Below are 14,634 nucleotides of genomic sequence, written 5' to 3'. Positions count from 1 at the left end.
CTAACCGAACTGACTGGTCAGTTCAAATAGAAATCAGAGACCGTACTTCTCCAGCAGGCGCAGCCACACTTCGCTGATGGTCGGGTAGGAGGGGACAGCGTGCCAAAGGCGTTCCAGCGGCACCTCGCCCACCACCGCGATGGTGGCCGCGTGTAGTAGTTCGGCAACATCGGGTCCGGCAAAGGTGGCCCCCAGGAGGACTTTGCGGTCTTCGTCAACCACCAGCTGCGCCCACCCCTCATAGTTCTCCGAGTGCAGGGAAGAGCCGGCAACCTGGATGGGCAGCTCCACGGAGGATGCGTTATAGCCGTCCTTCGTGGCGGTCTTCAACGTACGTCCGACGCTGGCCAGCTCGGGGTCCGTGAAGACGACACTGGGCACGGCGTGCTGGTTGGCCGTCTGGGCGTAGCGGGTCCAGTCGTCCGGCGTTCCTTTGAGGTCGCCTTTGGCCCGGGCGGCGATGGCGTCGCCGGTGGCGCGGGCCTCGTACTTGCCCTGGTGGGTGAAGAGGTTCTTGCCCGCGGCGTCCCCCACGGCATAGAGCCAGGCGTCGTCGCCGGGGGTGCCTTCCACCAGGCCTGTGGTGTCCGCCGAAAGGGCCAGGTGCCCGGATTCGCCAGGTTCAAAGCCGACGCTTTCCAGGCCCAGGCCTTCCAGTGCCGGGTGCCGGCCGGTGGAGACCAGGACCTTCTCTGCCGTGACGGTGGTTCCGTCGCCCAGGCTGAGGGTGAGCGTCCCGTCGTCGTTCGCGCGGATCCGTTCGGTGGCCGTATGCAGCCGCAGGTCGACGCCGTCTGCCCGCAATCCCGCCGCGACCAGCGCCGCCGCTTCCTCAGGGAACGTGCCAAGCAGGCCGCTGCGCGCCACCAGGGTGACGCTTGAGCCCAAGCGGGCGAATGCCTGAGCCAGTTCGGTTCCGGCCACTCCGCCGCCCAGGACTGTGAGGCGTTCCGGAACCTCGCTGGCCGACGTCGCTTCCCTGGTTCCCCAAACCTGCACGTCCTCCAGTCCCTCGAGGGGAGGGGTGTTGGGGGTCGATCCGGTGGCGAGGACCACCGCGTGCCGTGCCCGCAGCAGGTGCTGAGCCCCGTCCAGGGCGGCCACCTCCACCGTCTTGGGGCCGGTCAGCCAGCCGTGGCCGCGTACCAGTTCGATCCCTGCATCCTCCGCCCAGGAAACCTGGCTGTCGTCCTGCCAGTTGGACGTGAAGTAGTTCCTGCGTGCCAGGACGGCGGCGGCGTCGAGGGTGCGGGTGACGGCTTCCTTGGCGCCGGGGGTGGCCTGCGCCCCGTGCAGGGCGGTGCCGGGCCGGAGCAGCGCCTTGGATGGCATGCACGCCCAATAGGAGCACTCACCGCCAACCAGCTCTGCCTCAACCATGACGGCTGTCAGGCCGGCCTGGACCACGCGGCCCGCCACGTTTTCTCCTACGGCGCCTGCGCCGATAACAACAACATCAAATTCGCGCTCAGCGGCGTCGGGCATCATGTGCACAGCCTAGCCGGGCCGCGATGGCGGGACAGCACAAAAAAGGTCCGCACCGGCGAACCGGTGCGGACCTGGTTGGTGCGCCCAAAGGGATTCGAACCCCTGACCTTCTGTTCCGTAGACAGACGCTCTATCCAGCTGAGCTATGGGCGCATTCCGTGTCCTGGGAGAAGAACCGCTCTCCCCGAACCTCGAATTACTTTACGCGAGCCGGGCCCGTAGTGCCAAATCGAAACGCTTGTAATCTCCGCAACTAGACCGGTCTAGGTGACCTTTGTCACTTAATCGGCACTTCAGCGGCAAAAATTTCCCGAATTTCCGCGGAATTCACTTTTCGTGACCGGAGATGTCAGTCAAGCTCCCCAAAAACTCCAGTGGTCCGGACCATAGCATTTAGCTCACACCGATGAACCCGAGGAAGGGAACTGCAATGGGCGATCTGGCGCAGAAGCCGCTGCTTGAGAAAGCACCCACCACACATGCCGGCTTGCTGGCATGGGTCGAAGAGGTTGCTGAGCTAACGCAGCCGGACCGCATCTACTGGGTTGACGGGTCTGAAGAGGAAAACACCCGCCTGACCGATGAGCTTGTCGCTGCCGGAACGCTGACCCGTCTCAACCAGGATCTGTTCCCGAATTCCTTCGCCGCATTCTCGGATCCCGCCGACGTTGCCCGCGTCGAGGAGCAGACCTTCATCTGCTCGGAAAACAAGCGTGACGCCGGCTTCACCAACAACTGGATGGACCCGCGCGAGATGAAGGACAAGCTGCGCGGGCTCTTCGCCGGTTCCATGCGCGGCCGCACTATGTACGTCATCCCGTTCGTCATGGGCCACCTGGACGCCGAGGACCCAAAGTTCGGTGTGGAGATCACCGACAGTGCCTACGTTGTTGCCTCGATGCGCATCATGGCGAACATCGGTACCGAGGTTCTGGACAAGATCACGGCCACCAATGCCTTCTTCGTTCCGGCCCTGCACTCCCTCGGCGCCCCGTTGGCCCCCGGCCAGGACGACGTGTCGTGGCCCTGCAACCCGGACAAGTGGATTGTGCACTTCCCCGAAGAGCGTTCCATCTGGTCCTTTGGCTCCGGTTACGGCGGCAACGCCCTCCTGGGAAAGAAGTGCTACGCCCTGCGCATCGCCTCGGTCATGGCCCGGGACGAAGGCTGGCTGGCGGAGCACATGCTCATCCTCAAGCTCACCTCGCCGGAGAAGAAGTCGTACTACATGTCCGCAGCCTTCCCCTCGGCCTGCGGCAAGACCAACCTTGCCCTGCTCGACCCCACCATTGAAGGCTGGGAGGTCGAAACCCTTGGCGACGACATCACCTGGATGCGGATCGGCAAGGAAGGCGAACTGCGCGCCACCAACCCGGAGGCCGGCCTCTTCGGCGTGGCCCCCGGCACCGGCTGGGGCACCAACCCCAACGCCATGCGCGCCATCGCCAAGGGCCACAGCATCTTCACCAACGTCGCCCTGACGGACGACGGCGGCGTGTGGTGGGAAGGGATGACGGACGAGGTTCCGGCGCACCTGACCGACTGGCAGGGCAATTCCTGGACTCCGGACTCTGACAAGCCTGCCGCCCACCCGAACTCCCGGTTCTGCACGCCGATCTCGCAAATCGACATGCTCGCCGAGGAGTACTACAGCCCCGAAGGCGTGGAGCTCTCCGCCATTCTCTTCGGCGGCCGCCGCAAGACCACCGTTCCCCTGGTCACCGAAGCGCGCAGCTGGACCAACGGCATTTTCATGGGTTCCACCCTGTCCTCCGAGACCACGGCCGCTGCCGCCGGGCAGGTTGGCGTGCTCCGCCGCGACCCGATGGCCATGCTGCCCTTCATCGGCTACGACGCCGGTGACTACCTGAAGCACTGGATCAGCGTTTCCGGCAAGGCCAACCCCGAACGCCTGCCGCACATCTTCCTGGTCAACTGGTTCCGCCGCACCGCCGACGGCGACTTCGCCTGGCCCGGCTTCGGCGACAACGCCCGCGTCCTCAAGTGGGCCATCGAGCGTCTCGAGGGCAAGGCTGACGCCGTCGAAACCCCCATCGGCTTCGTTCCGGCGGGCCACGCGCTGGACGTCACCGGCCTGGACCTGACCCACGCCCATGTGGAGGACGCCGTCCGCGTTGACCGCGAGGAATGGGACGCCGAGCTGGCCTCGATCGAGGAATGGTACGCGAAATTCGGCGATTCACTCCCGGATGCCCTGCGCGCCGAGCTTGAGTCCCTCAAGGAACGCATGGCGGACCACAGCTAGCCAGCTGGGGAGAAGCAGAGACAACGACGGCGGCCCCGCACCTTTTCCGAAAAGGTGCGGGGCCGCCGTCGTTCCCCACCATCCATTGCTCCGTACCGGCCCTTTTGGGGGGTCAAAACGGCCGGTACGGAGCAATGGAGTCAGCTCGCGAGCCAGATGTCCGGGCCGAAGACCTCGTAGTGGATCCGGGTGGCCGGAATGCCGGCGTTGATGGCCTCGTTGCGGATGTTCTTCATGAACGGCAGCGGGCCGCAGAGGTAGAGGGACGCATCGGCCGGAAGGTCTACTTCGCGCAGGGACATGAAGCCCTCTTTGGTGCCGTCCACCGGCTGCTCCAGCCAGAGTTGCAGCTCGGCGCCGTCCAGGCGTTCGACGTCGTCCGTCATCTGGCTGCGGAGCGCCCAGCTGTCCAGGGTGCTCTCCGCGTGCAGTACCAGCACCTGGCGGTCCGAACCCGACTCTGCCAGCGAACGCAGGATGGAGGCGGTGGGGGTGCAGCCGATGCCGGCGGAGGCCAGCACCACCGGGCCGTCGCCGTCCTTGAGTGTGATCTCTCCATAGGGGTTGGAGATTTCGACGACGTCGCCCACCTGGACGGTGTGGTGCAGGACGGAGGAGACCTCGCCGCCGTCGTCGAGCTTGGTGGTGAAGGTCCGGCTGGTTCCGGCGTCGCCGGAGAGTGAATACTGCCGCACCTGCCGCAGGCCATCCGGGAGCGCCACCTTCACGCTGACGTACTGTCCGGGCAAGGCTGCGGTGATCGGGGTGTCATCCGCCGGTTCCAGGGTGAAGGTCATGGAGCCGGTTCCGGCAGGGGCCTTGGCCGCAACCCGCCACGGCGTCCACATTTTGTCGTTGGCCTGGGCCGCGTAGAGCCCTTTTTCGAGCTTGATCAGGGCGTCCGCCATCAGCCAGTACACCTCGGTCCAGGCTTCGGCGATCTCCGGCGTGATGACCTCGGCGAGATCTTCTGCGATGGCGGCGAACAGGTGCTCGTAGACCACCTGGTACTGCGGCTCCGTGATGCCCAGCGAGGCGTGCCGGTGCGCGATCCGGGAGAGTACGGTTTCCGGCAGGGTGCCGGGGTTGTTGACCAGGTGGGTGGCGAAGGCTGCGATGCTGCCGGCGAGGGCCTGCTGCTGGTTCCCGGAGCGCTGGTTGGAGCGGCTGAACAACCCGTCCATCAGTTCGGGGTGCGCCGCAAAGAGGCGGGCGTAGAACTTGGGGGTGATGGTTCCGATCCTGGAGCCGACCAGCGGCAGGGTGGCCTCAATGACGGGGCGGGATTTGTCCGAGAGCATCTGAAACTCCTGAGGTTATGGCCGGGGCCTTCGTCCGGCCGGATGAAAACTCGTATTTGAAATACAAGTATTTCTGCCTCAGTTCTACACTGTGTAGAAGTTTGAAATCAAACTGATAGGTGACGCCCGGATGCGTTGGGCTACAAGCCCGGGCGGAGGCCGATCATCTGGAACACAGGCGCCATCTGGCGGGCCTGGGGAAGGTCCGCGATCACCACGGAGTCGAGCTCTGCGTAGAAGGCCTCCCGGGCGCGGGCCAGGGCGCTGCGGAGCCGGCATTCGGTGATCAGCGGGCAGTTGCCGGCCGGAGATACGCAATCGGCCGGATCGGCCCGGGAATCGAGTTGCCGCAGGATCTGCCCCACGCTGGCGACGCGCCCGGCATGGCTGAGTCGGGACCCGCCGGAGCGGCCACGGACAACCTCAATCAGTCCCATGCCCCGCAGCTTGGCCATGGCCTTGCTGACATGGTTGTACGGCGTGCCCACCGAGTCGGCGATGCTCTGGGTGGTCAGCAGGGTGCCGTCCGGGACCGCCGCGAGCACCATGAGTGCGCGCAGGCTGACGTCGGCGAAGGCGTTGATCTTCACGGCAGCCGCTGGTCTAGTCCACCCAGATGGCGGGCTCGCTGGCATCCGCGCCCAGCTCGCCGAAATCCCAGGACTGGGTGCTGGGGTTGGCGGCATACGGCAGGACGGCCGCGAACAGGGAGCCGTCCCGGTGCTCGGCCGCGACGTGGATGGCGTCGGATTCCTCTTCCACCAGCAGGATGTCGCACACGACGGCGGCGGCTCGGAAGTCGTCCCGGTTCTGCCGCAGGAGCGCCTGGAGGTCGTGGATCATGGCCTCGGCGTCGAAATCCGCGTCCGTGTCCTCCGCGGACTCTGCCGGGGAAACGGCAACCAGCCGCACCTCGCCGTCGTTCTGGACGGTCAGCGCGAAGGGCAGGAAGCCGCCGTTGCGCTGGAGCTGCTCCTGGGCCGCGCTGACACCCGTGCCCAGGAGGTTCTCCAGGTCGGTTGCCGTGGCTTCCGGAACAGAATCGCGCCAGCTCTCCTGGCCGCCGAGGCCCTCCGTTGCCTGCCCGGTGTGGTCAGCCATCCGCTGCTAGGCCCGTACCAGCGAGAGGACACGGTCGCGGACCCGCTCCATGGTGGCCCGGTCGGTGGCCTCGGCATTGAGCCGCAGGAACGGTTCAGTGTTGGACGGGCGGAGGTTGAACCAGTAACTGCCGTCGTTGGCCGTGAACGTGCTGCCGTCCAGGGTGTCGATGGTGAGGTCCTCGTCGGCGAAGGCCTGGCGTACCCGCTCCACCGCCGCCGGCTTGTCCTCCACCTCGGAGTTGATCTCGCCGGAGCTGACATAGGGCTCGTATTCGCGTGCCAGGTCGGACAGCGGCCCGTCCTGCTCGCCCAGCGCCGCCAGGACATGCATGGCCGCCAGCATGCCGGTGTCCGCGTTCCAGAAATCACGGAAGTAGAAGTGCGCGGAGTGTTCCCCGCCGAACACGGCACCTTCCTCGGCCATGACCGCCTTGATGAACGAGTGGCCCACGCGCGTCCGGACCGCGCGTCCGCCGTCGTGTTCCACCAACTCGGCGACCGCACGGGAGGTCAGGAGGTTGTGGATGATCGTGGGCTCTTCCTCGCCCTGTGCCTTGGCGCGGGCGATCTCACGGCGCGCCACCATCCCGGTGATGGCCGACGGCGAGACGGGCTCGCCCTTCTCGTCGATGACGAAGCAGCGGTCAGCGTCGCCGTCGAAGGCCAGGCCGATGTCCGCACCGTGCTTGATGACCGCTGCCTGCAGGTCGCGGAGGTTTTCCGGCTCCAGCGGGTTGGCGGGGTGGTTGGGGAAGGAACCATCCAGTTCGAAGTACAGCGGAACAATGTCGAACGGCAGTTTGTGCAGCAAGGCGTCGCCCAGCACGGCGGGAGTGGTCAGGCCTGCCATGCCGTTGCCGGCGTCCACCACCACCTTCAGCGGGCGGGAGGCCGAGAGGTCAACCAGCTTGCGGAGGTACTCGGAGTAGTCCTTGAGGACGTCGCGGACGCTGATGCTGCCACGGGCGCCGGCGGCGGGGATGGACCCGGCGTTGAGGTACTGCTCCGCGAGGGCCTGGATCTCCTTGAGGCCGGTTTCGGAGGAAATCGGGACGGCGCCGGCCTTGGACATCTTGATGCCGTTGTACGCGGCCGGGTTGTGGCTGGCGGTGAAGGTTGCGCCGGCGCGGTTGAGGAAACCGCAGGCAAAGTACAGCTCATCGGTGGAGATCAGGTCCAGCAGCTCCACGTTGGCGCCCCGCGTTGCGGCTCCGTTGGCGAAGGCCTTTGTGAACTCGGGGGAGGAGGGGCGCATGTCGCCGCCCACCACGATGGTCTGGCCTTCGAGCTTGAGGACATCCACGAACGCGGCCCCCACGGCTTCGACGATTTCGGCGGTGATCGACTCGCCCACAATCCCACGGACGTCGTAGGCCTTGAAGGATGCCGAGAGATCAAATGTCGTTGTCTGTTCGCTAGTCACGGGCTTTATCTTACGTGTGCGGCGGACGCAGCCAAGCTGGTTCCGGGCGCACTTTCGTAACAGCTGCGCGCATTCCGGCGCATCGGCGGCCGCTTTCCACATAGCAGCCCGGGGCTGTGCCGGCTGTCAGGGGGTGCTGGGATACTGAATCAATGGCCGATAACCAGTACACGTCCACACTTGCCCCTACCGCTGTTGCAGACACGGAAGGTCCTGGCACGCCGGGCACCGCCACCCACGCCGAGGCCCTAGAGGTCCTTCGCGGCCTGGTGGGGCATCCCGGTGCAGTTTTCCATGACGGGCAGTTTGAAGCCATTGAGGCATTGGTCGACGCCGGGAGGCGGGCTTTGGTGGTCCAGCGCACCGGCTGGGGCAAGTCCGCCGTGTACTTCGTGGCGTCCCTGCTGCTGCGGCGCCGGGGCGCGGGCCCCACGCTGATCGTCTCGCCCTTGCTCGCCCTCATGCGGGACCAGGTGGCCGCCGCTGCGAGGGCCGGGGTACGCGCCGTGGCCATCAACTCCGCCAACCAGCTGGAGTGGGACTCGGTCCGTGAGCAGTTGGCCGCCGATGAAGTGGACGTCCTCCTGGTCTCCCCGGAACGGCTGACCAACCCCGCCTTCCGCGAAAACCAGCTGCCGGAGCTCCTCCGCCGGACCGGCCTCCTGGTGATCGACGAAGCCCACTGCATCTCCGACTGGGGCCACGACTTCCGCCCCGACTACCGCCGGATCGCGGACCTCATCACGCGGCTGCCGGATTCGGTTCCGGTCCTGGCCACCACCGCCACGGCCAATTCACGGGTTGTGCACGATATCGAAGAGCAGCTCGGTGCAGGGGTGCTGACCATCCGCGGCGCGCTGGGCCGCGATTCGCTGCGGCTCGGCGTCCTGTCACTTCCCGATTCCAAAGCGCGCCTCGGCTGGCTGCTGACGCACCTCTCAGACCTCCCCGGCAGTGGAATCATCTACACGCTCACGGTTTCGGCAGCGGAGGACACCGCCAGGCTGTTGGCTGAGGCAGGTCACCACGTGCTTTCCTATACCGGCCGGACCGATCCGGCTGACCGGGAACGGGCCGAGCAACTGCTGAAGGACAACCAGGTCAAGGCGCTGGTGGCCACCTCGGCACTGGGAATGGGCTTCGACAAGCCGGACCTTGGCTTCGTTGTCCACCTGGGGGCACCGTCGTCGCCCGTGGCCTACTACCAGCAGGTGGGCCGCGCAGGCCGTGGCGCCGCGAACGCTGACGTCCTGCTGCTGCCCGGGTCCGAGGACCGCGAAATCTGGCAATACTTCGCCACCGCGTCCATGCCGTCCGAGGAGAAGGCGGGGGCCGTGCTGACCGCATTGGCCGATGCGGGAACGGCCCTGTCAACGGTGGCACTGGAAGCCAGGGTGGACCTGCGGCGCACCCCGCTCGAGCTGCTGCTGAAGGTACTTTCCGTGGATGGCGCCGTGGAACGGGTCGGCGGTGGCTGGCGCTCCACCGGGCAGCCCTGGACCTACGACGCCGAGCGCTACCGCCGGATCGCTGAGGCGCGCGTGGACGAGCAGGACTCCATGGTGATCTACCAGGACACCGCGGGCTGCCGGATGGAGTACATCACCTCGGTCCTTGACGATGAGACGGCGCGGCCCTGCGGGCGCTGCGACAACTGTGCGGGCCAATGGTTCCCGGCCGACGTCGCAGCCGATGCCACGGCAGCCGCCAGCCAGACCCTGAGCAGGGCGGGCGGAGTCCTGGAGCCGCGCCTGCAGTGGCCCAGCGGCATGGACCGCCTGGGGGTTCCGGTGAAAGGCAAACTGAAGCCCGGGGAAGGCCTTTCGGAGGGCCGTGTCCTCGCCCGGCTGACGGATCTGGGCTGGGGCGGGGCCCTGCGGGAGCTGTTCGCCGCCGGTGCGCAGGACCGGCCGGTGGATCCCGGGATGCTCCAGGCCTGTGTGCAGGTGCTGCGCGAATGGGGCACGGGGAGATGCACGGAACCCTGGGTGGAGCGGGGCAGGCAGGCCTGCTGCGATCGTCAGCATCCCCTCACGGAGCAAGCCGCAGCTGGTGGGTTCGCTGGCCCGCGGGATCTCGGACATCGGGCGCATCCCCTACCTGGGCGAGCTGGAGTTGGCGCACGGGGGTCCCACCGGCGGCCGGGGCGGGAACAGTGCGTACCGGCTGGCCGGGGTGTGGGACCGGCTGGTGGTGGGGCCGGAGCTTGAGGCCGCGCTGCAGTCTGCCCAAGGCCAGGCGGTCATGCTGATTGATGACCTTACCGACAGCCGGTGGACCCTTACGGTCGCCGGGCGCGTCCTTCGCCAGGCCGGGGCGGGAGCGGTGCTTCCTTTGGTTCTGGCGCAGGCGGGCTGACCGCAGGACCGCCGGTACCGGGCCGGCCGCCGGAGTCCGTCCGGTGTCCCCGCTGGCTCACCGACGCCCCGGCGTGCCGCGGCAGCAGGATGCTGTCCGCGGTGCTGGCCAACATCAGGACGGCCATGGCCAGGAACGCGGCCCGGAACGGTCCGGCGGCGTCCTGGTGCCCGAGGGAAACCCCATCAAAAGTCCGGATCAGCAGCGCGGCAACGGCGATACCCGAGCCCGTTGCCAGCTGTACCAGGGTTGCTGAGACTGTGTTGGCGGAGGTCAGTTGCGCGGGCGGGATGTCCGCGTACTGGACGGACGCATACGCCGAAAAGCCGATGGAGCGGAAGGCGCCGCTGCACACCAGCAGCACAAACATCAGGGCCTCCGGGGTCTCAGCTGTCAGCAGGGCGCACGCGGCGAAGGTCGCGGCTGATGCCAGTGAGGCAAACACCAGCATGGCCTTGAAGCCAAACTTCCGGATCAGCGGCGTGGTGGCCGGCTTGATGCCGATATTCCCGATGAACACCGCGGCCACCAGCGCGCCGGCGTGCAAGGGGGTCCAGCCGAACCCGGCCTGGAACATGAGCGGCAGCAGGAACGGCACCGAGCTGATGGCCACCCGGTACACGAACCCGCCGGTAGCCATGGCACGGAACGTCCGGGTGCGGAAGACCTGCAGGTTGAACAGTGGATGCGGGGTGCGCCGCATCCACACCACGGCCCCCGTCAGTGCTGCGGCCCCGGCGGCGGCGCTGATCCCGGCCCAGGGCAGTTCGGGGTGGCTGCTGGCAAGCTCCAGGCCGGCCACGAGCGCTCCCACCCCGACGGTGGTCAGTGCCATGCCGGGCCAGTCCAAGCGCCGGCCGGGATCGCCCGGCGCCACCGGGACCAGGCGGAGCGAGGCCACGAACGCGGCGGCACCGAGGGGAAGGTTGACCAGGAAGATCCAGTGCCAGGACAGGTAGGTGGTGAGCGCGCCGCCCACCAGCGGGGCGAGGACCGGTGCCAGGAGCCCGGGCCACACCAGGAACGCGGTGGCGCGCAGCAACTCGGACTTGGGTGTGCCCCGCAGTACCACCAAGGTGCCCACCGGGACCATCATGGCGCCGCCCGTACCCTGGGCGATACGGCTCAAGGTCAGGGTAGTGAGGTCCTGGCTGAGGGCGCAGGCCAGCGACGCGAGGGTGAAGACGGCGATTGCCAGGCAGAAGATCCGGCGGGCACCAAAGCGTTCCGCCAGCCAGCCGCTGAGCGGGATGCCGATGGCGACCGTCAGCAGGTACGCGGTCATGGTGATGTTCACGTCCGCTGCGGGGACAGCGAAGTCCGCCGAAATGCTGGGGATGGCGGTGGTGAGGACCGTCCCGTCAAGGAACTCCATGAAGAAGGTCGCCGCCACCAGGAGTGCCAGGCGAGGATTCCATCCCGGCCGGGTGCCTTCCGGCCGGGGTAAATTGCTGCGTGCCGCCATGGGCCAATCCTGCCACCCGCCCCGGCGCGGCGCCCTTCGCGTCCGTTGTGCGGACAGCGCATTCCAACCAGCCGCGTCGGCAGGGGAGTAGTACAGGTGGGTCCGGGAACGCAAAAGGCCCCGGTTCGGGGACCGGGGCCAAACGCGGAGACGGGGGGATTTGAACCCCCGGTCGAGTTTAACCCCGACCCTTCATTAGCAGTGAAGTCCATTCGGCCGCTCTGGCACGTCTCCAATTGCTATTCCTAGCCCACCAAGGATACGCAGATCCGGCCATGCAGTGCAAAACGGTGCCCGGCCGGTCGAACCGGCCGGCCACAAGGGTGCCACGCCAAGCCCGCCCTGGCCCCGGAACCGGGGCCAGGGCGCCCTACGGAAGGCGTTGCTCCGCGCGGACCATCCGAATTTCGGGCAGGTCCTCCCAGTCAGCAAGAACATCCCTGGCACCGTCAGGTTCAAAGCCGAAGCGGCGGTAGAAACCGATGGCCTTGCTGTTCCCGGCCGCCACCCAGAGACTCGCCGCATCGGTGCCCAACGCAGCGGTCAGCAGCTGGCGGCCAAGGCCGCGGCCTTGATGCGAGGCCAACAGGTACAGCCCCCACAGCTCCAGGTCGCCGGAAGGCGGCGGCTGATGCCCTTCGGGGGAAAACCCGGGGCCGGCAGCCGCCGCCGGCCGGCGAACCCCACGACTGTCCCGCCGTCGCATGCCACCCACGCCTCCGCGGGGTCCGGGCGGTCCAGCAGGTGCCGCCACAGGGCAAGCCGCCCTGCGGGATCCACGGAGGCAAGGAAAGCATCGCTCAACAATCCCCGGTACGTTTCCCGCCAGCAGCGGATGTGTACCTGGGCCAGTTGCTCAATGTCCCCGGCCACAGCCCTCCGGACCGCCACCCCGGCCGCCATTCAGCCGGCCAGCGCCTTCCAGAGGAAATGCTGGCTGCGGGCCTGCAGTGCCGCTGCCTGCCGGTTGTCGGAGGCGCCGGCGTGGCCGCCCTCCAGCGCTTCGTGGAACCACACGTTGGGGATCCCCATGGCCAGCATCCGGGCGGCCATCTTCCGCGCCTGGACCGGGCCCACGCGGTCGTCCGAGGTTGCCGTCCAGATGAAGGTTTCCGGGTATTCCACCGCGTCCTTGAGCAGGTGGTACGGCGAAAAAGTCCTGATGTACTCCCACTGTTCGGGAACATCCGGGTCGCCGTACTCGGCGATCCAGGAATGCCCGGCCGACAGCTTGGTGTACCGGCGCATGTCCAGCAGGGGCACACCGCAGGAAACCGCCCGGAAGAGTTCCGGGTAGCGGGTGAGCATGTTCCCCACCAGGAGGCCGCCGTTGGAACCGCCCACGCAACCGAGCCGCTGCGGGGAGGTCACGCCGCGGAAGATCAGGTCCCGGGCCACCGCTGCGAAGTCCTGGTACGCCTTGTGCCGGTTTTCCTTCAATGCGGCACGGTGCCAGGCCGGCCCGTACTCGCCTCCGCCGCGGATGTTCGCCACCACGTACACACCGCCGCGCGAGTGCGGCGCCTTCCCGTCGCTGCCGTCCGACAAGGCCGTCCGCCGCTCCAGCCAGGCCCGGCCGACCGTGCCGCTGTACGCGGGGGTCCGTGAGACCTCAAACCCGCCGTAGCCGGAGAGCTGGGTGGGGTTCTGCCCGTCCAAAGCCAACCCGCGCGGGGCTACCTGGAAATACGGGATCCGGGTCCCGTCGTCGGACACGGCGAAGTGCTGCTCCACCACGTAGTCGCCGTCAGCGAAGAAGGACGGCGAGGCCTTGATGGCCGCCTGCCGGCTCACTACACCGGGCGTTCCGTCGCCGTCCCCGTCGGGGGCACTCCGCTCCAGGGTGCCCCGCATCAGGGTGGTGGGGGTGGTGAAGCCCGTGGCGATGAGCCAAAAGTCATCGCCCGCTCCGCCGTTGGCTGGTTCGTCGTCCTCGTCGTCCACGGCGTAGGCGTTCACGTCATGCAGGGGCGGGCAGGCATCCAGAGGAGTGGCCGCCCAGCCGCCGTCGGCCGGCCGGGAGGGGTCCAGCACCCGGATCTCGGAGGAAACATCCCTGAGCAGGTTGAGCAGCAGGAAGTTCCGCGTCCAGCTCCAGGACTGCAGCGAGGTGTGCGAATCGGGCGTAAACAGGACGGTGAGTTGCCGGTTTCCCGCGAGGTAATCCTCGAAGCCGGCGGCGAGCAGTGCCCCGGACGGATAGGTGGTGCCGTCCACGGCCCAGTCCTGCTGTGGACGGAAGAGCAGCCATTCGCGGTGGGCGCTGACGTTGACGTCCGTGGGCACGTCAATCGGCACCCACTCGTCGCCCCGCAGCACCAGGTTGGTGCGGTTGAAGAAGTCGATATAGTCCACCGCGAAGGTCCGCTCAAAGCCGGGGGTGGAATCGTGCGCCACGATGGCCATCATGTGGTCCTCCGGCACCTCCAACAGGCGTGGAGCGTCCGCCAGCGAATCGCCGCGCTTGAGGGTCACCGCCGTCCGGGCGTACGAGGACGCCGTCTTGGGCAGGTCGGCCGCGGTCGAGGCGACGAGCAGGGTGTCGGCGTCCAGCCATGACACATTGCCTTTGGCCGTCGGCAGGTCGAATCCTCCCTGCGCCGGATCCACGAAGCCGCGTGCCTCGACGTCGAACTCGCGGTACCTGTTCGCGTCGCCGCCGTCGGGGGAGAGGGCCAGCAGTGCCAGCCGGTAGGGTTGGCCCGCGGCGGGGCGCAGGAACGTGGCGCCGTGGAAAACCCACTCTTCGCCTTCGGCCGTGGCCAGCGCGTCAACGTCCAGCAGGACATCCCATTCCGGGGAATCGGTGCAGTAGCTCTCCCACGTGGTCCGGCGCCAGAGGCCCTTGGGGTTCTGCCGGTCCTTCCAGAAGTTGTAGTACCAGTCGCCGCGCTTGCCCACCATGGCGATCCGGTCGGTGGAATCCAGGACTTCGAGGATGCCTGATTCCAGTTCCGCGTAGTCAGCGCCTTCGAGGAGGTCTTCGGTGCGGGAGTTCTGCTCCTTGACCCAGGCCAGCTGCTCCTCGCCATAGATGTCCTCCAGCCACACATTCTCGTCGACTGGTTCGGGAGCGGCGCCGGGGGACGCGGTAACGGGGGTGTCCCGGCCGGGACCGGACGCTTGATCAGCTGGTGTGGTGGTCATGCGCCCCATCCAAACAACATCCCCCAAGGCTGGCAAGTCAAGCGTCCGGGGCACCGGTTGCTTTGAGCCCGTACGCTGGATGG

9 protein-coding genes, 2 tRNA genes and 1 pseudogene are annotated in these 14,634 nt (G+C 67.3%); 2 read left to right on the top strand and 10 right to left on the bottom strand.

What is annotated here, in order from left to right:
* Positions 1–33: 33 nt before the first annotated feature.
* Both QF050_RS00320 and QF050_RS00315 read right to left on the bottom strand, forming a co-directional pair.
* The gene (locus QF050_RS00320; protein ID WP_308928625.1) at positions 34–1,488 is read right to left on the bottom strand and encodes an NAD(P)/FAD-dependent oxidoreductase; all 1,455 of its coding nucleotides are present in this window, start codon (positions 1,486–1,488) and stop codon (positions 34–36) included.
* Between the two features lie 76 nt (positions 1,489–1,564).
* A tRNA-Arg gene (locus tag QF050_RS00315) sits at positions 1,565–1,641 on the bottom strand.
* Between the two features lie 277 nt (positions 1,642–1,918).
* Here QF050_RS00315 and QF050_RS00310 point away from each other — a divergent pair.
* A complete protein-coding gene (locus tag QF050_RS00310; RefSeq protein WP_308928624.1) occupies positions 1,919–3,754 on the top strand; it encodes a phosphoenolpyruvate carboxykinase (GTP) in 1,836 nt (611 codons plus the stop codon).
* A 140-nt stretch (positions 3,755–3,894) separates the two neighbouring features.
* On the opposite strand, the gene QF050_RS00305 is transcribed toward QF050_RS00310, so the two are convergent.
* The 4 genes from QF050_RS00305 to QF050_RS00290 form a co-directional block, all read right to left on the bottom strand.
* Entirely contained in the window at positions 3,895–5,055 is a 1,161-nt protein-coding gene (locus QF050_RS00305) for a globin domain-containing protein (RefSeq protein ID WP_308928623.1), read from the bottom strand.
* Between the two features lie 140 nt (positions 5,056–5,195).
* Positions 5,196–5,645 (bottom strand): Rrf2 family transcriptional regulator, encoded by a 450-nt coding sequence (locus QF050_RS00300; RefSeq protein WP_308928622.1) that lies wholly within the window; start codon positions 5,643–5,645, stop codon positions 5,196–5,198.
* A gap of 13 nt (positions 5,646–5,658) precedes the next feature.
* Positions 5,659–6,156, bottom strand: a complete 498-nt coding sequence (locus QF050_RS00295; protein ID WP_308928621.1) for a hypothetical protein — start codon at positions 6,154–6,156, stop codon at positions 5,659–5,661.
* 6 nt (positions 6,157–6,162) lie between these two features.
* Positions 6,163–7,581: a phosphomannomutase/phosphoglucomutase gene (locus tag QF050_RS00290; protein ID WP_308928620.1), complete on the bottom strand. Its 1,419-nt coding sequence runs from the start codon at positions 7,579–7,581 to the stop codon at positions 6,163–6,165.
* A gap of 152 nt (positions 7,582–7,733) precedes the next feature.
* Between QF050_RS00290 and QF050_RS00285 the strand changes: the two are divergent.
* Positions 7,734–9,939 (top strand): annotated as a pseudogene (locus tag QF050_RS00285) (ATP-dependent DNA helicase RecQ).
* On the opposite strand, the gene QF050_RS00280 reads toward QF050_RS00285, so the two are convergent.
* The 4 genes from QF050_RS00280 to QF050_RS00265 all read right to left on the bottom strand — a co-directional run bounded on the left by QF050_RS00280 (position 9,863) and on the right by QF050_RS00265 (position 14,551).
* Entirely contained in the window at positions 9,863–11,404 is a 1,542-nt protein-coding gene (locus tag QF050_RS00280; RefSeq protein WP_308928619.1) for an MFS transporter, read from the bottom strand. The pseudogene QF050_RS00285 and the gene QF050_RS00280 sit on opposite strands and share 77 nt — an antisense overlap.
* Before the next feature lie 145 nt (positions 11,405–11,549).
* A tRNA-Ser gene (locus tag QF050_RS00275) sits at positions 11,550–11,638 on the bottom strand.
* Positions 11,639–11,774: 136 nt separating this feature from the next.
* Positions 11,775–12,110, bottom strand: coding sequence for a GNAT family N-acetyltransferase (locus tag QF050_RS00270; protein WP_308928618.1), 336 nt, complete (start codon positions 12,108–12,110; stop codon positions 11,775–11,777).
* Between the two features lie 197 nt (positions 12,111–12,307).
* Positions 12,308–14,551: a prolyl oligopeptidase family serine peptidase gene (locus QF050_RS00265; RefSeq protein ID WP_308928617.1), complete on the bottom strand. Its 2,244-nt coding sequence runs from the start codon at positions 14,549–14,551 to the stop codon at positions 12,308–12,310.
* Positions 14,552–14,634: the final 83 nt, after the last annotated feature.

The organism is Arthrobacter sp. SLBN-112 (assembly GCF_030944625.1).
Taxonomy (GTDB): Bacteria; Actinomycetota; Actinomycetes; order Actinomycetales; family Micrococcaceae; genus Arthrobacter.
The sequence above is the reverse complement of the archived record's forward strand: the minus strand, read 5'-3'. Positions and strand labels throughout refer to the sequence as shown.